The sequence below is a fragment of the uncultured Microbacterium sp. genome (assembly GCF_964244775.1).
Classification (GTDB): domain Bacteria; phylum Actinomycetota; class Actinomycetes; order Actinomycetales; family Microbacteriaceae; genus Microbacterium.
The window spans coordinates 143,143-165,498 of record NZ_CAXTJR010000003.1; the positions used below are offsets into that span (position 1 = coordinate 143,143).

The window sequence follows — 22,356 nt, forward strand, 5'->3', positions numbered from 1 at the left end:
TCGATGAGGGGCGCGGGGTGCGTCGCAACGCAAGACGCAGACGAGGAGTGATGTGGCGACCGAACTGACCGTGACCGGAACCTCGTGGGTGACCCCGAGCGTGAAGCGGGTCCACTTCCACTCCGACGATCTGTCGGCGTTCGCCGAAAGCGGGTTCACCGATCGGTACGTGAAGATCGTTTTCCTCAAGCCCGGGGTTCACTACCCCCAGCCGCTCGACGTACGGGCGCTGCGCGGCACTCTCCCGCCCGAGCAGCTGCCCGATGTGCGCACCTACACGGCGCTGTTCCCCGATGTCGACGCCGGAACGCTCGCGATCGACTTCGTGGTGCACGGCGACGAGGGGGTGGCGGGGCCGTGGGCCGCCCGTGCGGAGGTGGGCGACACGCTCTTGATCAACGGCCCCGGCGGGGGCTACCGTCCGAGCCCCGACGCCGAGTGGCACCTGCTCGTCGGCGATGAGTCGGCGCTTCCGGCGATCATCGCCGCCCTCGACGTGCTGCCGAGGGATGCTGTGACCCGCGTCATCCTCCTCGTCGACGACGCCGCGCATGAGCCGGAGCTGACGCTGCCCTCCGCCGGCGAGGTGCAGTACGTCCACCGCGCGGACGGCGCGGATGCCGACGGCGTGCTCGTGGACGCCGTGCGGGCGCTGGAGTGGCCGGAGGGCCGGGTCCACGCCTTCGTGCACGGGGAGGCGCAGGAGGTCATGCATGGCCTGCGCCCCTTCCTGCTGAAGGAGAAAGGGCTGACCCGCGATCAGGTCTCGGTTTCGGGGTACTGGCGCCGTGGCCGCACCGAAGACTCGTTCCGGGTCTGGAAATCAGAGCTGGCCGCCGCCGAACGCGCCTGATCTTCCTTCCGTCAGGCGAACGGACCGCGGTGCCGGCTGCGCGCGACGTAGACGGTGTTCGACGAGGTGCCGCCCGTGACGGCGTTCGCGAAATCGACGACGTGCGCTGCTCCGTCGTCGAACACGGCGTGCAGCGCGGTCATGAAGTCGTCGTCGGGCGGGTCGTCCGACCACAGGGCGAACACTCCGCCCTCGGCCAGGTGCCGGTCGAGCGCGCGCAGGCCGTCGGCCGAATAGAGGTCGGCGTGACTCGGATCGAGCTGGTGGCGCGGCGAATGGTCGACGTCGAGCAGGATGGCGTCATAGCCGCGAGCGCCGTCGGGCGGCGGCATCCGCATCACGGCGAAGAAGTCGTCGCACACGAGCGTCGTGCGCGGGTCGTCGACGAGCTCCGCCGAGACGGGCAACAGCCGTCGCTCGTGCCACCCGATGACCGCTTGGAGCCTGTCTACGATGGTGACCGCCCCGACGCGTTCGTCGCGCAGCGCGGCGACCGCGGTGTACCCGAGCCCGAGGCCCCCGACCAGCACCTTCAGCTGCGTGCCCGTCGTCGCGGCGAGACCGAGGGTGGCGAGCGCCTCTTCGGCCACAGTGAACAGGCTCGACATGAGGTACTCGTCGCCGAGCTTGACCTCGTAGATCTCGTGGCCGACGGCCGGCTCGGTGCGGCGGCGCAGAGTGATATCGCCGATCGGGGTGGACTGCCAGTCGAGTTCCTCGAACCGTGCGATCACAGCATCCTTCTCATGTAGATGCTCACCCTACGCGGCAGGATGCTGGGTTTCGCCGCGCAGGTCCGGCGCGCAGGTCAGCCGCGCAGGTCAGCCGCGCAGCGCGAGCGCGAACGGCAAGACCGCGTCAGCTCCGGCGCGCCGCAGCTCGCGGGCCGCGACCGTGAGGGTCCAGCGGCTGTCGGCGATGTCGTCCACGAGGAGCACCGGGCCCGGAGGAAGATCCAAACCGGACGCGTCGAAGCGATCCCAGAGCCCGGCCAGGCGATAGACGCTGTTGCCGCCCGGGTCGCCGGTCGGGCCGCCGCCCCGCGTGCCGAGCGTGCCGGCGAACGTGAGGCGCCCGGCGCCGGCGAGGCCGCGGGCGAGCGAATCCACCAAGAGCGGGCGGCGGCGCGCGGGCATCGCGACGACCGACACGGGACGAGCCGCCCACGGCCAGTCTGCCAGCACCCGTACCGCGGCATCGAGCAGGGCAGGCGTAATGGGCGCGTCCGAGGCGCCGTCGGCGAACAGAGTGCGAAGGGCGCCGCCCCAGCCCAGGTCGGTGAGGCGCGCGAGCGCGCGCCCCTCTTCGGGTCGCTCGTCCGCGGCGATCCGGCCCTTCACCGCGACGCCGAGGCGGTCGGCGCCGGTCGGCCACTGCGCGCGCGGCTCGATCGGCACCCCGACGCGCGCGAGCGACGCGGTGGCCGAGTCGGCGGCAGCCGATGCGATGTCCGCGTCGAACCATACGCCCGCGCAGTTGTCGCACCGGCCGCATGGGGTTGCCGTCTCGTCGTCGAGCGCGCGCTGCAGGTATTCCATCCGGCATCCGCTCGTCGCCTCGTAGTCGAGCATGTGCTGCTGCTCGGCGATGCGCTCGGCGCCGATGCGCTCGTACCGCTCGGCGTCGTAGGTCCACGGCTCGCCCGTTGACACCCACCCGCCGCTCACCCGGCGCACCGCGCCGTCGACGTCGAGCACCTTGAGCAGGAGCTCGAGAGGTGTGCGCCGGATGTCGACCAGCGCCTCGAGGGCGGGGGTAGAGGTCGGGCGGTCATCGAGTTCGCGGATCACCCGCTCGGCGCGGTCGCGCGTGGGCATCGACGCGGTTGCGAAGTAGCGCCAGATGTCGGGGTCTTCCGGGCCGGGCAGCAGCAGCACGTCGGCGTTCGCGGTCGCGCGGCCCGCGCGACCGACCTGCTGGTAGTACGCGACCGGCGACGAGGGCGCTCCAAGGTGCACGACGAAGCCGAGGTCGGGCTTGTCGAAGCCCATCCCGAGGGCGCTGGTCGCCACGAGCGCCTTGACCTCGTTGTTCTTGAGTTGGGCTTCGGATGCCTCACGCTCGCCCGGATCGGTCTGCCCCGTGTACGCCCGCACGGCGTGGCCGGCCTCGCGCAGCAGTCGGGCGGTGTCTTCGGCGCCCGCGACCGTGAGGCTGTAGATGATGCCCGAGCCCGGCAGATCGCCGAGGTGCGTGAGGAGCCACGCGAGCCGCGCGCGGGCGTCGGGCAGGCGCAGCACGCCCAGCCGCAGCGACGCACGGGCGAGCGGACCGCGGATCGTGACGACCTCTTGAGACCCATGCCCCTGTCCGCCGGCATCTACGCCTCGCCCCAGCTGCTCCTCGACGTCGGCGACCACGCGGCTGTTGGCGGTGGCGGTCGTCGCCAGGATCGGGATGCCTGCGGGCAGGCGCCGGATGAGATCTCCGAGGCGGCGATAGTCGGGGCGGAAGTCGTGCCCCCAGTCGCTGATGCAGTGGGCTTCGTCGACCACCAGCATCCCCATCCGCTCCACGAGCGCGGGGAGCTGCTCGTCTCTGAACGTGGGGTTGTTGAGCCGTTCGGGCGAGAGCAGGAGCACGTCGACCTCGTCGCGGTCGAGCCGGCCCAGCACATCGCTCCACTCATGGGCGTTGGTCGAGTTGATCGCCACCGCGCGCACGCCGGCGCGCTCGGCGGCCGAGATCTGGTCGCGCATGAGGGCCAGGAGCGGCGAGACGAGCACAGTCGGGCCCCCGCCGCGCCGGCGCAGCAGCAGCGTCGCGACGAAGTAGACGGCCGACTTGCCCCAACCGGTGCGCTGCACCACGAGCGCGCGCCTGCGGCCGTCGACGAGCGTCTCGATCGCCTCGAACTGGCCCTCATGGAACTCGGCGGGCGGTGAATCGGCACCGGGGCGCCCCACGAGCGTGCGCAGGATCTCGAGCGCCTCGGTGCGGGTGTCGGCGGTCATCGTCCGAGTCTGTCAGCCGCCGCCGACAGTCGGGTCAGGCCGCCGACAGTCGGGTCAGGCGATCGCCTGCACCGCGTGGCGGATCGAATGCCACTCGGCGTCGAGCCATTCGGCGACGACCTCACGGCGATCGTCGGCGCGCGCCGCCGGGAAGGCGATACCGCGGGTCGGCACGCTCGCGCCGAGCTCGACCAGCAGCGGTCGGAGCGTGGTCTCCACGGCGAGGGTGTGCTGCGGCGATCCGATCGTGAGCAGTGGCACGGCCGTGACGCCGTGCAGCCCGTTGGTCGGGTACCGGTCGAGGAACGCCTTGAGCAGCCCCGAATACGCCGCCTTGTAGGTGGGGCTCGCCACGATCACCAGATCGGATGCCGCGACCCGGGCCAGCAGGTCGTCCACCGTCCTGTCGCCGAAGTCGAAGAGCGACCCCGCCACCTCCGCGAGGTCGATCGTCTCACCCACGGTCGCGTCGCCCCGCGCCGCCAGCTGGGCGGCGACCTCCTCCGCCGCGAGACGCGTCGTGGAGGCGGGCTTGGGGTTTCCGACCAGGACGGTGATGACAGGCAACGGTGCTCCTCGGCGCTCGACGGTACGTCACCGATTCCACCGCACCGGCTTGGCGGGCGCCAACCTACGGGAAACCTCGCGTAACGCGCCGTCAGGCGGAGTGAGGGAGGGATGCTGCGCCCAGCGCGGCTTCGAGAGCCACCCAGGGGAGCATCGCGCACTTCACGCGCATCACGTATTTCGAGACGCCCTGGAACACCTCGGCGTCGCCGAGGAACTCCGGCGCCTCCTCGGCGCCGCGCGAGCGCATCATCGAGCGGAACGCGTCGATCGACTCGTGCGCGTGCTCCTCGGTGGCCCCTTCCAGCAGCTCCGACATCACCGAGGCAGACGCGGTCGAGATGCTGCACCCCTGGCCCGACCAGGCGAGGTCGATCATTCCGTCATCGCCGACCGCGACCCCGACCGTCATCTGGTCGCCGCAGGTCGGGCTCACCTCGGTGTGCTGATGCACGAAGGATGCGGCATCCCCCCGTCCGACCTTGCGGCGCGCATGATCGAGGATGACCTCCTGATACAGGCCGTCGAGGTCGCTCATCGGTCGGCTCCGAAGAACCCGCGCACCTCGGCCAGCGCTTCGCCGAAGCGCGCCACCTCGTCGGCGGTCGTGTACAGGTAGGCGCTCGCCCGGGTCGACGCGGTGATGCCGATGGCCCGGTGCAGCGGCTGCGCGCAGTGGTGGCCGACCCGCACCGAGATGCCGCGTGCGTCGAGGAACTGCCCGACGTCGTGCGCATGCACTCCCGCGACATCGACGCTGACGATCGCGGCGCGCGGGGTGCCCGGCGCGGGCCCGATGAGGGTCACATCGGGGATGCCCGCGACCGCCTCGGTCAGGAGGCCCGCCAGCTCGGTCTCGTGCGCGTGGATGCGCTCCATGCCCCAGCCGTCGAGATAGTCGACGGCCGCACCGAGCCCGACCGCCTGCGAGACCGGCTGCGTGCCGGCCTCGAACCGCTGGGGCGCGGGCAGGAAGTCGGCTTCGGTCATCGTCACCGTCGTGATGGTCGACCCGCCGGTGCGTGCCGGCGGCAGCGCATTCAGCAGCTCGGCCCGCCCGTAGAGCGCGCCGATACCGGTGGGCCCGAGCATCTTGTGCCCCGAGAACGCGGCGAAATCGACGCCGAGCGCGCCGAAATCGACCGGCAGATGCGGCACCGACTGGCAGGCGTCCAGCAGGGTGAGCGCGCCCACCGACCGCGCCAGCTCTACGACGTCGGCGACGGGTGCGATGTAGCCGGTCACGTTCGAGACGTGGGCGAACGCGATGAGACGGGTGCGATCGGATGCTGCGGCCCGGAGCCCGTCGATCGTCCAGGTGCCGTCTGCCTGCACCGGCGCCCAGCGGAGGACGGCGCCCGTGCGGGCGGCGAGCTTCTGCCACGGGAGGAGGTTGGCGTGATGCTCGGCCTCGGTGATGAGGATCTCATCGCCCGGTCGCAGGGCCAGGATCGTGTCACCGACGCCGGTCGAGGCATCCGACAGCCCCAGCGCGACCACGTTGACCGCGTCGGTCGCATTCTCGGTCCAGACGATCTCGTTCTCGCCCGCGCCGACGAATCGGGCGACTTTCTGCCGCGCGCTCTCGAAGGCTTCGGTCGCCGCGCCGACCGCTTCGCTGGCGCCGCGATGCACGGCCGCATAGTCGCGCTCGACGAAAAGCCGCTCGGCGTCGATGACCTGGGCGGGGCGCTGGGCGGTCGCGGCCGAGTCGAGGTAGGCACGGTCGGGGTGGTGACCGATCGACGGGAAATCACTGCGTGCATCCGCGAGGTCGCGGACATCGGTGGGGTCGTGGGCGAGCCGATCGCGCGAGGGAATGGTGCGCATGGGGGTCCGATCGTGGGGCGAGGGGGTCCTTCTAGTCTGCCTCGCGCAGCGCGGGGATGGGCTGGGTGCGTTCCGGACTGATCGGATGTCGCGCCCGCACCTTGCGGATGTCGGTGGCCGGTGGTTCGGTGAAGGCATGGAAACCGTGACATCTGCCGACGGAACACCCATCGCCTATCACCGCACCGGCGAGGGACCGGTGGTGATCATCGTGAACGGCGCGCTCTCTACAGCGGCCGACGCGGCCCCACTGGCCGACGCCCTCGTCGACGCCGGGTTCAGCGCCGTCACGTGGGACCGCCGCGCGCGCGGAGACAGCGGCGATGCGCGCGACTCGATCCCAGAGAACGAGGTCGACGATCTCGCCGCGGTCCTCGCAGCTGCCGGCGGAGGCGAAGGTGGCGCCGCCGTGCTGGGGCACTCGTCGGGAGCGGTGCTCGCCCTGTACGCCGCCTCGCTCGGTGTGCCGGTGGGCGCACTGTTCCTCTCCGAGCCGCCGCTGAGCTTCGGCGTCGACGAGGCGCCCGCCGACCTCGCCGAGCGGCTGCAGCAGCTCGTTGACGACGGCCACCCCGACGAGGCGGTGGTCGCGTTCCAGCTCGAGAACATCCGGCTGCCTCGCGAGATGGTCGACCAGTTCCGCGCGAGTGATCAGTTCGCCGCCGTCGCGCTGCTGGGTCAGTCGACCGTGTACGACACACGGCTGGTCGCGCAGGTGTCGACTCCGACGGAGGGGATGCTGTCGGTCTCACAGCCCGTGACGGTGCTGCGCGGCGCACAGACCTTCCCCATGCTCATCACCGCGTCCGACCGCCTGGCCGACGAGATCGACCACGCCGAGCTCGTCGTCGTTCCCGAATCGGTCATGCATCGCCCCGACCCGGCGGCAACCGCGCGGGTCGTCCGCGAGCGCCTGGGCTGAACCGCCGTTTCCGAGTCGTCCGCACGCCTGGTCGGTCGCTACGATCGAAGTGCCCACATCACGGAGCCTCTCGACGCAAAGGTCGCCATGTTCATCCTGTACATCGTTCTGTTCCTCGGCGGCATGTACCTCTTCGGCTTCGCCTTCACAGTCGATTCCTGGCAGGGGCTCATCTTCTTCGCCGGCCTCATGTGCGTCTCGCTCGCCCTCGCCCTCGCGTTCCGCCAGACCCGCGAAAAATCCTGAGCCCGCGCGGCGCCCTTACTGGCGGCGCCCTCACTGCACGAGCGTCTTGAGCTGTTTCTTCGCCTCGCGCTCCACGATCACCGGCAGGAAGTCGCGCACGTGCGCGCCGGCGACCGAGGCATACACGTCGTTCACCGCGATCCGGATCGTGTCGGCGGGAACATGGGGAAAACTCACTGCGAGTCGTTCGACCACTTGGTCGAGAGCTGCGCTTTCATCCGAAACGTCATCGTTCACGTCAACCTCCACGGCGAGGGACAAGGGGTTTTCAGAAACGATAGCCCTCGTCGATCCGGCCGCATAGAACTTCTCGCGGAGAGCGGTCAGCTGCCCGCAGGTGCGGTCACGAGATTGCCGCACATGCCGCAGATGCCGGAGGCCGCCACCTCGATGAAGCAGTCGGGGCACAGCATCCGGGGCTTCTCCTCAACGGCAGCGGCGCGCGACGTCGAGGGCCGGCGCTCCCGGCGGGGCGCCACGCGCTCCGGTACGGGCGGAGCGGCCACGACCGGGGCGGCGGGAACATGCTCTGCGCAGTAGAAGCGCACGAATCCGTCATGATTCTTCGGATGCCGGTGCTTGTACGCCCACAGTTCGGTGCGCGGACGCAGTGCGGAATCGGTGCCGCAGACCGTGCAGCGCACCGGTTCACCCGGAGAGATATCGGCGACGATCATCGGGGTCTCGAACGGGATGCCGTCTCGCCAGTCGGATGCTGCGACGATCTTCATGGCCTGCCCTTCGAGCGGTGCTGTGCCTTCCACGCTACGGGAAGGATCGGTCCGCCGGGGCCGCGGTCTCAGCTCGAGGGAGCAGGGTCCGGCTGCGAGCCGGCGATCCCGTCGCGGAGTGCCGCATACACCGCCACCTCCGGTGCGAGATCGGCGGCCCGCGCGAAGTAGGTGTGCGCCCGCTCGAGTCGTGCGGCCCGGTCGGGGCCGGCGACGAAGTCGGCCGAGCGCTTCCAGCCGGCACCGACGTTGCCCGCGGTGCTCGCCGAGCGAGGGGCCAGCACGGCGCCGATGCGCGCGATCCCGAGTCCTTGTTCGACCGCCTCCGGGCTGTCACCGGCGAGCAGGGTCGCGCTGAACGCGTCGTACCAGTCCACCAGGAGAAGCGCGCAGAGCGCGCACGGCGAGGTGACTTCGGCCTCTTCCCAGTGCCGGTGCGGTGCGGGTATCGCCGCGGCGAACCGCTGAAAGCCCTGCTGCAGAGTGGTGACGGCGCGCGTCGTCACCGATTCGGGATGCTGTGCGAACAGGTTCGCCAGCATCAGGAGGGGTGACAGGGCGAACGGGAGTCGCGCGGTGGCGGCGAACTCCGCCGGATGTGTCAGCGTCGCTGCCAGCCCCGCCACGAGGGGGCTGGCGAAGCTCGTGCCGCGGAACCCGGGCGGCTCCTCGACGACGAGCTCGGGCGTCACCAGGCTCCCCATCTCGGTCTCGGGCAGCCCTGAAGCGGTCAGGACGATGCCGCCCACCTCGACCCGCTGCGTGCGCTGGAATCCCACGCCGATCGCCCCGGCGAAGCAGGCGGGGCAGACCTGGTCGCGGATGTTCCCGGATGCGGCGACCACGAGCACATCGCCGGGCAGCCGGGCGAGCGCGTCGCACACTTCGCAGGCACGTGTGCATCTGCTGCCCGCATACGGCTCGGCGTGGGCGATCCATGCGTCCACCTCGCCGAGGAAGCGCACGGGGTCGGGGTCGATCTCGAGGGCGAGCGACGAGTCGATCCAGGTCGCATCGCGATGCGCGCAGTCGGTGGGGAACTCCACGCTCAGGTTCACGACCGCCGCGCGGCACTCCGCGGCGAGCGCCAGGCCGTCGGCGATCTTGGCCGCCCGGACGAAGGGGCCCGCCATCACGTCGATCAGCAGCAGCTGTGCGCCCGGTGCCGCGGCCAGCGCGAGAAGGGCGACGACGGTGCCGTGACCTCCGGCGGACGATGGCGAGGATGCCGCAACCCGCGACGCCGGATGCACGCGACCCGCCGGGATCATGGTGAGGTCGAACTCGCCGTCGAGGATCGCGATGATGCTCCCGACACCATCGTGATCGGTGCCGTCTTGGCCGGCGTCGTGCGCGGTCAGGATCGCCTCCCAGATGCGCCCGGTCCGCGAGACCAGGAGCTCACCGGTCGATGGGTGAAACGCGGTGCGGAGGAAGGCTGCCGAGGTGGTGCCGTCGGTCGCCAGTTCGCCGTCGGGACCGGTCATGCAGCCAGTATGGCGTCAGAGGGGCGGAAAGCGCTCTGCGCAGTTGCGCGGGGCTCACCGGGTGGCCCGCCGTCCCGAAAGACCGGCTCGTCACGAAGGCACGCCGAGGCACAGCATCCCGAACCGGCGTGTCATCGTCACCGACCGGTCTTTTCGAGAGCCCGGTCGGGTCAGCCGGCGAGCGGATCCCGGCGCCGGCAGTGCTACCGGGAGCTTCGGGTCTCGCCGACGCCGTCGATGCGGATCGATCCCGTGCGCGCCGACAGCACCGGCTCGGCCGTGGGGTTCGCTCCGGTGGCGAGTGACTCGTCGAGCAGCTGCATGTTCAGCGACGGTTCGCCTTCGGCGCTCTCGATGCGCGTGGCGAGGGGCTTCTCGACGACGAACATGAGGAGGACCGCGGCGATCAGCACGAGCGGCACCATGAGCAGGAAGATCGGTGCGAGCGCGTCGTTGTAGGCGTTGATGACGATCGAGTGCACCGGCTCGGGCAGGGCGGAGACGATCGCCGGCGTGAGCGAATTCATCCCGGTGCCGCCGGTTCCGCCCGCGGGCAGGTTTGCGGCGAGGATGTCGGTCAGTCGCGAGACGAACAGGCTGCCGACGATCGCGGCACCCAGCGACGAGCCGATCTGACGGAAGAAGTTGTTCGAGCTGGTCGCCGTTCCGACGATGGCCTGCGGGAACGAGTTCTGCACCACGAGGATCAGGATCTGCATCGACATTCCCAGGCCCAGGCCCATGACGGCAAGGTACACGCACATGATCCAGATGGCGGTCGTGGCGGTGAGGGTCGAAAGCAGGAAGAGCCCCAGTGCGGTGACGAACATGCCGACGATCGGGATCGCCTTGTACCTGCCGGTGTGCGAGACGATCTGACCCGAGCCGATGGATGAGACCAGCAACGCACCCATCATGGGGATCATCAGCAGGCCGGCCTGCGCCGCGCCCACTCCGGTGACCATCTGCAGGTAGGTGGGCATGTAGGCGAGCGCGCCGAACATGGCGACGCCGGTGATGAGGCCCGCGCCGGTCGTGAGATTGAAGTTGCGGTTCTTGAACAGCGTCAGCGGGATGACCGGCTCGGCGGCTCGGCTTTCGATGAACACGAACAGCACGGCGAAGACGACCGTCGCGATGATCAGCCCGATGATGATGGGCGAATCCCACGCGTAGGTGCTGCCACCCCAGGTCGTGAACAGCACCAGGCTCGTCGCGGCGATCGCGAGCACGATCATGCCGGCGAAGTCGATCCGCGGCTTGGCGTAGGAACGCTGGGGAAGCTTCAGGAAGAAGACCGCCGAAAGGATGGCGAGGATGCCGAGGGGGATGTTCATCCAGAAAGCCCAGCGCCAGCCGGGTCCATCGGTGAAGTATCCGCCGAGCAGCGGGCCTGCGACACTCGAGACGGCGAAGACGGCGCCCATGATCCCGGAATACCGACCGCGCTGGCGGGCCGGCACCACGTCGGCGATGATCGCCAGGGCGAGGATCATCAGTCCGCCACCGCCCAGACCCTGAACGGCGCGCCCCGCTATGAGGGTTCCCATCGAGTCGGCCAGGCCGCCCATGACGCTGCCGACGAGGAAGATCGAGATCGCCGCGACGAACAGCCACTTGCGCCCGACGAGGTCTCCGAGTTTGCCGTAGACCGGCATGACGATGGTCGAGGCGAGGATGTACGCCGTCGTGACCCACAGCATGTGCTCGACGCCATTGAGTTCACCCACGATGGTCGGAAGGGCGGTGCTGAAAATGGTCTGATCGAGCGACGCGAGCAACATCGCCACCATGAGACCGGCGAAGACGAGCAGCACGCTGCGCGTCGAGGGAACGCCACCCTGCGTGTTCGGTGCCGCGGATGCAGAGGTCATGAGAGCTTCTCCAATAGTGATCTGAGCGTCGTGATCGACCGCTCGTACGTCAGTCGCGGGTCGACAGTTCTCGCCTCGGCTTCGGCGTCGCTGGGGCTTGCCCACGCCTTCATGCTCACGCGGATGCTGGCGAGGCAGACGCCGATGATGAGTCGAGCCTGTTGGAGGCGCTCGTCGTCGCTGTCGGCGGCGAAACGGGCATCCGTGGCGAGCCAGCCTGCGACGATCTCGCCGAGCCGGCCTTCGAGTTCTGCGACTCGCAGCATCTGTCGCGTCATGAGCGGCGGATTCCTGCGAACGACCTGCCGGACCAGGTCGACGTTGGCGCGCCGCCCCCCGCTGGCTTCGAACACCGAGTACAGGATGTCGAATGCCGCGATCAGCGGGTCGCCGCCGTAATCGGGTGGCGCCTCGAGCTGGGCGGTGACCGCAGCCTCGTCCACCCCGAGGACGGCGTCTTCCTTCGAGGGAAAGTAGTTGAAGAACGTACGGCTCGACACATCGGCGCGTTCACTGATCGCGTCGACCGTCGCCGCTTCGAGTCCACGTTCGAGGACCAGTTCGATCGCCGCCGCATGGATCGCTTCGGAAGTCTTGACGCGCTTTCGTTCGCGCAACCCGACCGTCTCAGAAATATTCACACATGCATTATTGCACACTCTGCATATTTTCATGACTGCATGTCGCGGGCGATGTGGCACTCCCGCTGAGATCGAGTGCAGTCATTTGACTGATGCGCCGTCGTGACCGCTTTCATACTGTCGAACCAGCCGAAGCCCGCCTGCTCGACACTCCTTGGAGGAGAAATGAACCGCGTTCCCGATTCCGAGCTGGTCGGCATCCCCGCTGGCACGCTCATCACGGCGACGGCGGAAGAAGGCCGCACGCTCGCCCTCACCATCGCGCGCCACACCATCCACAACATCCAGCCCGACCTCGACGCACTCGTGGCGGGCCGGAAGGTGTACTCCCCCCATCCAGACAGCCTGATAGCCGCCAGCCAGGTCGTCGCGATCGAGTTCGCGACGATCGCGGCGGCGAACGACTATTGGCGCAGCTGAGCTGACGCCCGCACCTGTCTTGCATCACTTGAGTCGAAGGAATGAACCATGACCGAAGCGCCGATTCCTGTCGTTTTCATCCACGGCCTCTGGCTGGCAGCATCCTCGTGGAATCCTTGGCTCGAATTATTCGCCGCTCGAGGATTCGACCCGGTCGCACCGACCTGGCCGGGAGAGCCCGAATCGGTAGATGCCGCGCGCGAGGACTCCCAGTCGGGGGCGGGGCACGGCATCGACGACGTCACGACCCACTACGCGGAGATCATCGGAGACCTGGGTCAGAGCCCGATCATCATCGGGCACTCTTTCGGCGGCATGATCACTGAGAAGCTCCTCGGCCAGAACCTCGGACGCGCGGGTGTGGCCATCGATGCGGCACAGATCAAAGGCGTATTGCCGCTCCCACTGTCATCGTTGCGGTCGACGCTTCCCGTGTTCAAAGACTTTGCGAACGAGAAGCGATCAGTGTCGCTGACCGCGGAACAGTTCCGCTACAGCTTCGGCAACGAACTGACCGAGGAAGAGTCCGACACGCTGTGGGCCGAGTGGAACATCCCATCGCCGGGGAAGCCGCTCTTCGAGGCGGCCAGCGCAAACTTCTCGCGGCACTCGCCCGCGGCCGTCGAAACGGGAAACGACGAACGCGGGCCGCTGCTGCTGATCGCGGGAGGCAAGGACCACACTGTCCCGACCGCGATCACGAAGTCGACGCTCAAGCAGTACCGGCACTCCACTGCCGTCACAGAGCTCGTGGAATTTCCCGACCGCGGACATTCCCTCACCATCGATCATGGCTGGCGGGAGGTCGCTGAGAGCATCCTCAGCTGGATCGATGCGCGCGTGGTGAACGTCTCACGCTGAGCGCTGAGCCCTCGGGCGGCGCTCGGGCTGTTCGATTACCGCCGCCAGCTGCGCGCGGTTGGTGATTCCGAGCTTGGGAAAGATCCGGTACAGGTGCGAGCCCACGGTGCGGTGCGATAGGAACAGCCGCTCGCCGATCTCTCGATTCGACAGCCCTGCGGCCGCCAGTTGCGCTACGTGCAACTCTTGCGGTGAGAGCCGCTCCCACGCCGCCACATGTGCACGCGCGCTTTCCTCCCCCATCGCGCGCAACTCGTGCCGAGCAAGCATCGACCATGGGTGCAAGCCGTACGCGTCCGCCTGATCCCTCCCGGTGCGCAGTCGGTCCTTCGCCTCGTCGCCGCGCCTCCGACGACGTAGCCACGACCCGTATTCGATCAGCATCCGCGCACGGTACGTCGGCCATCGCGAAACCCGGCCTGCGATGGCGGTGAGGAAAGCAGCCTCCACACCGGCCGGATCGGTTCGCAGGAACGGCTCAGCGTACTCCGACGCCATGCGATGCCACGGCGAGGATGTGCGCGCCGTCCCGAACGAGGCCATGATGGGTCGGATCTCGTCGAGGCGACCGCAGTGGTAGGCGGCTTGCGCCAGATCGCCGAGGCACCACGGCGATTGCACGGGATGGAACGACGGATCATCTGGGTCGCAGGATCGCTTGAGCGCCGATGTCGCCTCGTCGAATTCACCGCGGGCGATGTGGTCGACGCCACGGGTGAGTTGCACACCGGTCAGCACATTCTGCGCGCCCTTCGTCGCCGCCAACGTCTCCGCAGCCGTGATGGCTGCGGCGGCGCCCTCTTCATCTCCGCGGAAGGCCGCGATCATCGCCAGAGCGATCACCGAACCCGATTCCCACTGCGCGGAACCCGTCTCCTGCGCGAGGCGGATGCCCTCCTCCGCGGCGAGCATTGCCTCGGGCCAGTCGGCCAACGCGATCGCGGTCCAGGTGTGCACGACACGCAGCGATGCAACGGCCCTCAACTGTCCGCGCGCCCTGAATCTGTCGATGGCGGCGGCCTGCAGGCGAGCCAGTGTCGGGTCGGCATCCAGCACGAACGCGGTGGCGTTGACGAGCAGCTCGTCTCGTTCATCGAAGGCGTCGAAGTCGATGTGGGACAGGCGCTCACGGACGAGAGTCGCGTTCGTCTGCGGATCGACGACGGCCAAGACCGCCACCACCCGCGGATCATCCGCGCCGAGATGCGCGGCCAGTGCTCGGGTCACGTCGGTGGCGGAGTCGGCCTCGAGAGTGAAACTGGCGGCGGTGAGGTGCGTACCGGCCGCGATCAGGAGTGACACGGCGAGGTCGGGATGGGCGGCAACGACGGCACGCGCGTGCGAAACAAGGCGATCGACCCTCGATTGCGAGTGCGCGGTGGCATCGAGACTGTCCCGCAAGAGGGCGAAGCGAGCCGAATCAATCGGCCCGAGTGCGGTGGCATCGAGCTGAGCCGCCAGACTACGCGCCACGCCGGGCCGATTCAGGTCGACAGCGGTCTGAGCGGCACGCAACAGTCGGCGTGAACGGCGGGCCGGATTCTCACTCAGCTCCGACGCCCGCGCCAACGCTCGGTGTTCCAAGGCAACGTCGCCGCCGGCGCGCGCGTGGGCCGCGACCTCATCGAGGGCCTCCGCGGCGTGTTCGTCGGCGCCGGTCGCCGCGGCCGCGAGATGCCACGCCGCCCGCTGGGGAGCGCCGAGAGTGGCGCCCAGCGACCTGTGCGCGGCGCGCAGTTCTTGGGCGGAAACCGTAGCCATCACCGCTGACCGGATGAGGGGATGCCGAAAGCGGATGTGTCCATCGTCGATTCGCACGGCCCCTGTTGCCGCGAGCTCTTCCCATACGCCGATCGAGGCATCCTGAGCATCGACCAGATGATCGGCGGCGGCGAGTACCTCCTCGATCGGAGCGCCGTCGCTGACGGTGACTACGAGCAATGCGGCGTTCGCCGCGGGGCTCAGCCCCGCCCATCGCACCGCGAAGCTTTCCCGCAGTCGGTCGCCGAGATGGATGCGGTCCTCCGCGTCATCCGACGGATTCCCGCTCGCTGCCAATTCCAAAAGCGCCAGAGGGTGTCCCTGAGCGAGCTCGAGGATCCGTCGTCGACCGGCGGCGTCGAGTTCCCGCCGATGCGACACCAACAAGGCCTCTGCATCCTCGTCAGACAGTGATCCGATGTGGAGTGTCGACAGGTGGGCCTCGTCGAGTGGACTCGACCACCCGCTGCGCTTGACGAAGACAATCGCAATCGGGTCTGCCCGAACGCGCCGTGACACGAAACCCAAGACCTGAGCCGTCGAGTAATCCATCCACTGCGTGTCATCGACCGTAACGAGAACACCTCGGCCCTGGCCGAGCTCGCTCAAGAGCTCCAGAACCGCGAGCCCGACCAGGAAGACATCCGAAGGAGCTTCGTCGCCCAGGCCGATCGCCGCATCCAGCGCCGCGCGCAACCGCGGCTGCAACCGCAGCCGCTGCGTCTCGACTGAGTGGAGCAAGCTGTGCAGAGTGGCGAAGGGCAGATGCACCTCCGCCTCTGACGCAACGGCACTCAGAACCACGACATTCCGCTGCCGCGCAAGACGCTCGCTGCAGGCGAGGAGCGACGATTTGCCGATGCCGGCTTCGCCCGTGACCAGCAGCGCGTCGCCCGATGCCGGCAACCCGGCGATGACACCCGCGATCCTCTCGACCTCGGCCTGCCGGCCGATCAACTCTCCGGCGTCCACCACCAACACTCACCGCAGCGCGCAGGAAAACCCGTCGGTCGAGGTCGGCACGTTGCTTTCCCGCGATCGTAGCCGTCTCACCGGGCTCCGGCGAGGGAGGTTGTGGACCCCGACCGGGTGACGCGATTGTCAATCCCATGTCTGCATCGTCCCGCCACGGTGAGAGTGGAGACCGGGATCCGTCGCACCGGTTGACGGACCGCGGATGACGAGTGCGGAGTTCGGATGTCTGTGAACGTGCGTGAGCTGCAATGCAGCGTCGAGGCTGTCTTCCGGGTGTTGGCTGACGGCTGGCTCTACCCCTCATGGGTGGTGGGCGCAACGAGGATGCGGGATGTCGATGTCTCATGGCCGGATCCAGGCTCGCAGCTGCACCACTCGTTCGGCGTGTGGCCGGTGATGATCAACGACGAAACCCATTCGATCGAGTGGAGCCCGCCCCACCGAATGATCATGCGCCCCACCGGATGGCCGCTGGGTGAAGCGCGCGTGACCCTCGACGTCAAGCCGAGAGGAAAGGGGTGCGTCGTCCGAATCCAGGAGGAGCCCGTCGCAGGCCCCGGGGCATGGATCCCCCGGCCGCTCATGGAGCCTCTGCTGTGGTGGCGCAACACCGAGACCCTCCGTCGCCTCGCGTACCTCGCGGAAGGAATCGTTGTACCGTGACCGACGTGGAGTTGCCCTTCTTCTTCGTCGACGTGTTCGCCCGTGAGCCGCTCAGCGGCAACCCTTTGGCGCTCGTGCCCAACGCCGATGCCATCGACGTCGCGCGCATGAAGGCGATCGCTCAGGAGTTCAACCAGTCCGAGACCACTTTTCTCCTGCGGCCGACGGCACCCACTGCGCACTGGCGGCTCCGCTCGTTCACCGCAGTCGGCGTCGAGGTGCTCGGGGCGGGGCATAACGCCATGGGCGCGTGGATCTGGCTGGCGCAGTCCGGCGAGCTGCCGGCCGACCAGACGCGGTTCCGGCAGGAGATCGGCGACGACGTCCTCGCCGTGGAGGTCACTCGGCGCGACGGCGACGCGAGGCATCTCGTCACCATGGACCAATCTGCCCCGCAATTCGCGGCCACGGTCATCGACCGCGCAGCGCTCGCCTCAGCATTGGGGCTGGATGCTGTCGATCTCGCGCCCGACGATTCGCCCCAGGTCGTCTCGACCGGGGTCGGCCACCTGCTGGTGCCGCTTCACGACCGAACGGCGGTCGACCGCGCAACGCCCGACTCGAGCCGCCTGCTCGCGGTGCTGCGCGATGCAGAAGGCGAGGGCTGCTACGTCTACACCCGGGATGCCGGAACCGACGCGGTCGCGTATGCGCGCTTCTTCAACCCCACCGTCGGGATCGTCGAAGACCCCGCGACGGGTACCGCCGCAGGACCTCTCGCGGCACGTCTGGTCGACCAGGGCCATGTCGCGGCCGGCGCGCCTGCGACGATCGAGCAGGGAACGGCGCTCGGGCGTCCTAGCCGACTCGAGGTGACCGTCGACGGGCCGCTCGTTCGGCTGAGCGGGTCGGGCGTGCTGACGGCGAGCGGCACACTCCATCTACCCGCACGCTCGTAGCCGCCGCTCGGAGTCAGCGCAACCCGAGTCGCGCGAGCGCGTAGTCCCACGGTGCGTGCCGCTATCCGGGAGTGAGCTTGGTCCTCATGGTGCTGACGGGTTCGTTCCAGATTTTCGCGTCTTTCCTGACGACAGCCAGCACATCGTCAACGACCGCCGTTCGGATATGGATGTGTCGTTCTCGCGCCAGCTGACGAATCGCGGCTCTCACAGCGGGTATGTCGTCGCGAGGGAGGATCCGGTAGGCGGCTTGCTCGTCTGCCGCGGCGCGATCGAAGAGGTGCTGAGCGAGGCCGGACGTGGACATGTCTCATGGTGACTCTCGCCCCACCCTCGTGTCCACGTTCAGATCAGCGAATCCCCTAGCTTCGGCTGCATGACGTCTGCGATCCACTGCTCGGTACTGCGGGCTATGAAGTGACCGCTTCAGCGCGCGGGGAGGGGCCGAGCACCGGCACGAGGAGCTGACCCCCGCGAGCGGGCCCCTCCGCCTCATCGAGCATGGCCGAGGCGACTGTCGCTCGGCTGAAGGACGAGGGGATCAGTCTGCGTCGGACGGCATCCAGTGGCACCGTGTGGTACGTCGCCAGGCGTCCGTTGGTCAGAGGACCCGAGTGGAATACGGTCCCGCCCGCCGCAAGGATCTCGCCGTCTGCGGCGACCTTGTCCGGCAGTTCCGACCCCAGCGCCAGCGTGAGGATTCCGCGGGTCAACGCGCCGGCGATGTCGGCGGATCTGCCCGTGCCGAAAGCCCCGAGCCAGAGAATGCGCGGCGAGCCGGCACCGATGAGTGCGCGAGCCCCGGCGAGCAGAACTCCTGGCGCGTCGCCTCGCACCGCTCCGAGCCCCGAGACCACGACATCGGCGTGCTCCACGGCGCGGGCGATCGAACCGCGGTCACGAACGTCTCCGCTCGCCCGGGTGAGCAGATCGGACGCCGGCAGCTCCAGGGCCTCCGGGCGACGGGCGATCGCAGTGACGGTGTGGCCGCGGTCGAGGGCGTGAAGCACGAGCTGCTGGCCGGTCTTGCCGGATGCTGCGAGAACTGCGATGTGCATGCTGTATTCCTCGTCAGGAGATGGGGGTGAGTGCTGAGGTGAGCGCGCTCACGGCTTCGCCGTGCACGCCTGGTGCTGTCGCAAGGAAGTCGGTGCTGGCGAGCGACCACGGGGCGCCGTGAATGTCGGTGACAGTTCCGCCGGCCTCCTCGACGAGAAGGGCCCCGGGAAGCAGGCCCGACCGCACCGCACTGTGCTGCCAGAAGGCATCCATCCGTCCTGCCGCGACGTGAATGAGCTGCAGGGTCGGGGGAACGGACACTCGCGTGACGCCGGATGCTGCCATCATCACCGGGAGGGTGCGGGCGATGAGCGCGAAGGTATCGGCGGTCTCGCGGGGGCTCGCCTGGCCGGTTCCGACCAGAGCGGCCGAAAGCCGGGTCTTGGCCGACACACGGATCGGCCGGCCGTTGAGGAATGCGCCACCGCCTCTCACCGCCGTGTACGTGGCAGATCCCCCCGGGAGGGCTACGACTGCTAGGACGGGCTCATTGTCTCGAACGAGGGTGGCGGTCACCGCCCACTCGCTGATGCCGTGAACGAAGTTGATCGCGCCTTCCACCGGGTCGGTCACCCACCAGTCGCCGCGCGGGAGGGAGCCGTCATCGAGTTCATCCTCCACCCAGCGGGCCGCCGGGTAGGCGGCCTCGAGCAGTGGACGCAGAACGCTCAGCGATTCGGCGTCACCGGCTCGGATGCTCTCAACGACGTCGTCACGGCTCACCGGTCGGGGCTGCATGGCGAAGCGCTCGTGCATGTGGTCGGTCGCGGCGCGCACCGCCGCGGCGGCGGCACCAAGGAGCCGGGTATCGGTGGCAATCAGGTCTGTTTCGGTCATGCGTCAACGGTAAGGAACGTCCTCCATAACCGCAAAGACAATTATTGCATTCTGTAGTATTACCTGCGTGCAATTGAACTTGAATCTTCTCACGATGCTCGACGCACTTCTCGAGGAAGGCTCTGTGACGGGTGCCGCCGACCGGCTCCACGTCTCACAGCCGGCGACGAGTCGCGCCCTCGGGCGCCTCAGGAAGCTGACCGGAGACCAGATTCTCGTTCGATCGGGGCGGTCGATGATCCCTACCCCCTACGCCGTCGCCATTCGGGAGGAGGTGCACGCTCTCGTCCGGGCCGCCTCCGCGGTTCTCGCGCCGCAGCGCGAGTTCGACGTGGCGACCCTCGACCGCACATTCACCATCCAGAGCCACGATCTGTTCACCGGGGCGCTCGCGAGCGGCCTCCTGTCGATCGTGGAGCGGACCGCACCGTCGGTCCGCGTTCGGTTCGTCGCCGAGTCTTCTGAGGACACGGGCGAACTCAAGCGGGGCCGCGTGGACCTTGAGCTCGGTGGAACCGTGCCGACCACTCCCGACATCAGCTTCGAGGTCTTGGCCAGCGGCGGCGTCGGGATCGCGCTCCGTCGCGGTCACCCACTGGCGTCGGGAGAACTCACCCCGGAACGATATGCATCGGCGTTGCACGTCGTGGTTTCCCGGCGGGGCCGGATGCGCGACCAGATCGATGACGCACTCGCGTCGCTGGGGCTGACCAGGCGAGTGATCGCCTCGGTTCCGAACAGTGTCGACGCGCTGCGGGTCGCCCAGCAGACCGACGCGATCACGGCAGTCCCCGTCGAGGCGAGTCGTCGACTGGTCGAGGGTTTGGGCCTGGTCATCCGGAAACTGCCCCTGGACGTCCCGCCCACCCTTGCCGTCGCATCCTGGCACCAGCGATACGAGGCCGACCCGGCCCATCAGTGGCTGAGAGCGCAGGTGAGGGAGGCCTTCGCGGGGGCGTACAGCGCCGGCGGACACGATTGAGATCACCGCGGCGCAACCTGCGTTCATCTTCGAGCTACGACGTGCGAGCTCACTTAGCGTATGAACGCGGGCGTGACCGATCGCCCGTGAGCATCACGACCGAGCGATACGGAGCAGAAATGGCCGAAGCAGCAGTACTGGAAGCAGCAGGTGTCGCAACCGACGGCCTCGTGCACCTGAAGAGGCATGACGGCGTCGTCGAGGCGTGGAACGGATCCGACCTTCTTGCGACGAGTTCTCGCGTCATCGAACTGCACGAGATCGACGTACCCACCCGACTGTACTTCCCTCGCGAAGACGTGGTGCTCGACAAACTGCGTCCCGTCGAGAACACGACATTCTGTCCCTTCAAGGGCGTCGCGTCCGACTATTGGGCGCTGAAAGTCACCGCCGACGACGCACTGGCGGCGTGGTCGTACCCAGAGCCCATCAGCGCCTTCGCGCCGATCGCGGGCTATGTGGCGTTCTACGACTCCGTCGACGTTCGCCCTGTCGGCTAGGCATCGCGATGACGCGCACAGGGACGGTCGACCGTCGAGCCGACTACCCGTCGGCTGACCAGGGCCCGGTCCCTGTGCGCATCCGTCACTCGAAGGGCGGCGGCGCGCTCGGGTTCTTCGAAACCACCGCCGATGTCAGCGCCTTCACGTCCGCGGCCCTGTTCCAGCCAGGGTCGCGAGTCGATGCCCTCGTACGCTTCTCGGCGACACTCGGTTTCCGCGGCAGCCGCGAAGCGTGGCGCGACCTGCGCGGCTTCGCCGTCAAGTTCTTCACCGCTGATGGCGAGTACGACCTCGTCGGCAACAATTCGCCGGTGTTCTTCCTCCGCGACGAGGCGAAGTTCGCTTCGCTCGTGGTCGCACAGAAGATGTACCGCGACGGCGCCGTCTTCGACTACGACCGCCTGTGGGACTTCTGGACCCGCAACCCGGAGTCTGCCCATCAGGTGGCGTGGCTCCTGAGCGACCGTGGCATCCCCCTCTCGTGGCGCCACCAGGACGGCTTCGGTTCGCACACATTCCAGTGGACGAACGCCGACGGCGAGCGCTTCTGGGTCAAGTACCACCTGCGCTCGGAGCAGGGCACCCCCCACCTCACCGACGATGAGTCCGACCTCATCCTCGCCCCGGAGGTCGATCACCGCCGGTCCGACCTCCGCGACGCGATCGATCGCGGCGACCGACCCTCCTGGACGCTCTCGGTGCAGGTCATCCCCTACGAGGATGCGCGGACGGACGCGTTCAACGCCTTCGATCTGACCAAGGTCTGGCCCAAGAGCCAGTACCCGCTCATCGAGGTCGGCCGGCTCGTGCTCGATCGCAATCCGGACGACGAGGTCGGCGAGATCGAGCAGGCCGCGTTCGCGCCGTCGAGCTTCGTTCCCGGCATCGGCCCCAGCCCTGACCCGATGCTCATCTCCCGCATCGACAGCTACTGGCGCTTCCATCAGCATCGGGTCAAGGACGAGTTCGCCCGGCGCCCCGCAGTGCCGCCGTCAGGCCCGCTGGAGTCGAACTGGGACGAGGATTTCGCCCGCCGGGCGCGGGTGTGGAAGACGACCGATGACTTCACCCAAGCGGGCGAGCTCGTCCGGCGCGTCTTGGACGAAGACGCGCGGGAGCGACTGCGAGCCATCGTGGCAGCGCAGATCGCTGAGATCACCGACCCCGATCTCCGCGAAAGAGTCGTGAGCTACTGGACGCAGATCGACGCGGAAGAGGGCGCCAAGATCGCCGACGCCGTTCGCTGACTCCGTCTGATGACACAGCCGCGGACGACAGTCGCCGGCTCGGC

General features: G+C 68.5%; 23 protein-coding genes. 10 read left to right on the plus strand and 13 right to left on the minus strand.

What is annotated here, in order from left to right; translation table 11 throughout:
• Window positions 1–52 precede the first annotated feature (52 nt).
• Window positions 53–853 carry a siderophore-interacting protein gene (locus tag ACFE6Z_RS07730; RefSeq protein WP_375385144.1) on the plus strand — a complete coding sequence of 267 codons (801 nt, stop codon included), beginning with the start codon at window positions 53–55 and terminating at the stop codon, window positions 851–853.
• Between the two features lie 11 nt (window positions 854–864).
• On the opposite strand, the gene ACFE6Z_RS07735 is transcribed toward ACFE6Z_RS07730, so the two are convergent.
• From ACFE6Z_RS07735 to ACFE6Z_RS07755, 5 genes are all read right to left on the minus strand, one after another.
• A complete protein-coding gene (locus ACFE6Z_RS07735; RefSeq protein ID WP_375385145.1) occupies window positions 865–1,587 on the minus strand; it encodes a spermidine synthase in 723 nt (240 codons plus the stop codon).
• 87 nt (window positions 1,588–1,674) lie between these two features.
• On the minus strand, window positions 1,675–3,807 hold the full coding sequence (locus ACFE6Z_RS07740; RefSeq protein WP_375385146.1) for a DEAD/DEAH box helicase: 2,133 nt from the start codon (window positions 3,805–3,807) through the stop codon (window positions 1,675–1,677).
• 54 nt (window positions 3,808–3,861) lie between these two features.
• Window positions 3,862–4,374 carry an NADPH-dependent FMN reductase gene (locus tag ACFE6Z_RS07745; protein ID WP_375385147.1) on the minus strand — a complete coding sequence of 171 codons (513 nt, stop codon included), beginning with the start codon at window positions 4,372–4,374 and terminating at the stop codon, window positions 3,862–3,864.
• Window positions 4,375–4,465: 91 nt separating this feature from the next.
• Window positions 4,466–4,912 carry a Fe-S cluster assembly sulfur transfer protein SufU gene (sufU, locus tag ACFE6Z_RS07750; RefSeq protein ID WP_375385148.1) on the minus strand — a complete coding sequence of 149 codons (447 nt, stop codon included), beginning with the start codon at window positions 4,910–4,912 and terminating at the stop codon, window positions 4,466–4,468.
• Window positions 4,909–6,204: an aminotransferase class V-fold PLP-dependent enzyme gene (locus tag ACFE6Z_RS07755; protein ID WP_375385149.1), complete on the minus strand. Its 1,296-nt coding sequence runs from the start codon at window positions 6,202–6,204 to the stop codon at window positions 4,909–4,911. Before ACFE6Z_RS07755 ends, sufU begins: the two co-directional genes overlap by 4 nt.
• 136 nt (window positions 6,205–6,340) lie before the next feature.
• On the opposite strand from ACFE6Z_RS07755, the gene ACFE6Z_RS07760 reads away from it, so the two are divergent.
• Window positions 6,341–7,126, plus strand: coding sequence for an alpha/beta fold hydrolase (locus ACFE6Z_RS07760; RefSeq protein WP_375385150.1), 786 nt, complete (start codon window positions 6,341–6,343; stop codon window positions 7,124–7,126).
• Between the two features lie 87 nt (window positions 7,127–7,213).
• Window positions 7,214–7,372 (plus strand): hypothetical protein, encoded by a 159-nt coding sequence (locus ACFE6Z_RS07765; protein ID WP_375385151.1) that lies wholly within the window; start codon window positions 7,214–7,216, stop codon window positions 7,370–7,372.
• Window positions 7,373–7,402: 30 nt separating this feature from the next.
• On the opposite strand, the gene ACFE6Z_RS07770 is transcribed toward ACFE6Z_RS07765, so the two are convergent.
• The 5 genes from ACFE6Z_RS07770 to ACFE6Z_RS07790 form a co-directional block, all read right to left on the minus strand.
• A complete protein-coding gene (locus ACFE6Z_RS07770; protein WP_375385152.1) occupies window positions 7,403–7,621 on the minus strand; it encodes a three-helix bundle dimerization domain-containing protein in 219 nt (72 codons plus the stop codon).
• Between the two features lie 74 nt (window positions 7,622–7,695).
• Window positions 7,696–8,136 (minus strand): glucose-6-phosphate dehydrogenase, encoded by a 441-nt coding sequence (locus tag ACFE6Z_RS07775; protein ID WP_375385153.1) that lies wholly within the window; start codon window positions 8,134–8,136, stop codon window positions 7,696–7,698.
• A 35-nt stretch (window positions 8,137–8,171) separates the two neighbouring features.
• The gene (locus ACFE6Z_RS07780) at window positions 8,172–9,590 is read right to left on the minus strand and encodes a S8 family serine peptidase (protein WP_375385154.1); all 1,419 of its coding nucleotides are present in this window, start codon (window positions 9,588–9,590) and stop codon (window positions 8,172–8,174) included.
• Between the two features lie 203 nt (window positions 9,591–9,793).
• Window positions 9,794–11,464 carry an MDR family MFS transporter gene (locus tag ACFE6Z_RS07785; protein WP_375385155.1) on the minus strand — a complete coding sequence of 557 codons (1,671 nt, stop codon included), beginning with the start codon at window positions 11,462–11,464 and terminating at the stop codon, window positions 9,794–9,796.
• Complete coding sequence (locus tag ACFE6Z_RS07790) at window positions 11,461–12,105, minus strand: TetR/AcrR family transcriptional regulator (protein WP_375385156.1); 645 nt, start codon at window positions 12,103–12,105, stop codon at window positions 11,461–11,463. The genes ACFE6Z_RS07785 and ACFE6Z_RS07790 overlap by 4 nt, the downstream gene beginning before the upstream one ends.
• Before the next feature lie 165 nt (window positions 12,106–12,270).
• On the opposite strand from ACFE6Z_RS07790, the gene ACFE6Z_RS07795 reads away from it, so the two are divergent.
• Together ACFE6Z_RS07795 and ACFE6Z_RS07800 are read left to right on the plus strand one after the other, a co-directional pair.
• Window positions 12,271–12,525, plus strand: a complete 255-nt coding sequence (locus ACFE6Z_RS07795) for a hexameric tyrosine-coordinated heme protein (RefSeq protein ID WP_375385157.1) — start codon at window positions 12,271–12,273, stop codon at window positions 12,523–12,525.
• Window positions 12,526–12,573: 48 nt separating this feature from the next.
• Entirely contained in the window at window positions 12,574–13,386 is an 813-nt protein-coding gene (locus ACFE6Z_RS07800; RefSeq protein WP_375385158.1) for an alpha/beta hydrolase, read from the plus strand.
• Here the strand turns inward: ACFE6Z_RS07800 and ACFE6Z_RS07805 are convergent.
• Window positions 13,378–16,122 (minus strand): AAA family ATPase, encoded by a 2,745-nt coding sequence (locus tag ACFE6Z_RS07805; protein ID WP_375385159.1) that lies wholly within the window; start codon window positions 16,120–16,122, stop codon window positions 13,378–13,380. The genes ACFE6Z_RS07800 and ACFE6Z_RS07805 overlap by 9 nt on opposite strands.
• Before the next feature lie 222 nt (window positions 16,123–16,344).
• Here ACFE6Z_RS07805 and ACFE6Z_RS07810 point away from each other — a divergent pair, with 222 nt between their 5' ends.
• Entirely contained in the window at window positions 16,345–16,785 is a 441-nt protein-coding gene (locus ACFE6Z_RS07810; RefSeq protein ID WP_375385160.1) for an SRPBCC family protein, read from the plus strand.
• Window positions 16,782–17,684, plus strand: a complete 903-nt coding sequence (locus ACFE6Z_RS07815) for a PhzF family phenazine biosynthesis protein (RefSeq protein ID WP_375385161.1) — start codon at window positions 16,782–16,784, stop codon at window positions 17,682–17,684. Before ACFE6Z_RS07810 ends, ACFE6Z_RS07815 begins: the two co-directional genes overlap by 4 nt.
• Window positions 17,685–18,094: 410 nt before the next feature.
• On the opposite strand, the gene ACFE6Z_RS07820 is transcribed toward ACFE6Z_RS07815, so the two are convergent.
• Window positions 18,095–18,742, minus strand: a complete 648-nt coding sequence (locus tag ACFE6Z_RS07820) for an NAD(P)-dependent oxidoreductase (protein WP_375385162.1) — start codon at window positions 18,740–18,742, stop codon at window positions 18,095–18,097.
• 13 nt (window positions 18,743–18,755) lie between these two features.
• On the minus strand, window positions 18,756–19,580 hold the full coding sequence (locus ACFE6Z_RS07825) for an inositol monophosphatase family protein (RefSeq protein ID WP_375385163.1): 825 nt from the start codon (window positions 19,578–19,580) through the stop codon (window positions 18,756–18,758).
• A gap of 67 nt (window positions 19,581–19,647) precedes the next feature.
• Between ACFE6Z_RS07825 and ACFE6Z_RS07830 the strand changes: the two genes are divergently transcribed.
• From ACFE6Z_RS07830 to ACFE6Z_RS07840, 3 genes are all read left to right on the plus strand, one after another.
• Window positions 19,648–20,562 carry a LysR family transcriptional regulator gene (locus ACFE6Z_RS07830; RefSeq protein WP_375385164.1) on the plus strand — a complete coding sequence of 305 codons (915 nt, stop codon included), beginning with the start codon at window positions 19,648–19,650 and terminating at the stop codon, window positions 20,560–20,562.
• A gap of 86 nt (window positions 20,563–20,648) precedes the next feature.
• Window positions 20,649–21,062: a DUF427 domain-containing protein gene (locus ACFE6Z_RS07835; RefSeq protein WP_375385165.1), complete on the plus strand. Its 414-nt coding sequence runs from the start codon at window positions 20,649–20,651 to the stop codon at window positions 21,060–21,062.
• Between the two features lie 8 nt (window positions 21,063–21,070).
• A complete protein-coding gene (locus ACFE6Z_RS07840; protein WP_375385166.1) occupies window positions 21,071–22,312 on the plus strand; it encodes a catalase in 1,242 nt (413 codons plus the stop codon).
• Window positions 22,313–22,356 lie beyond the last annotated feature (44 nt).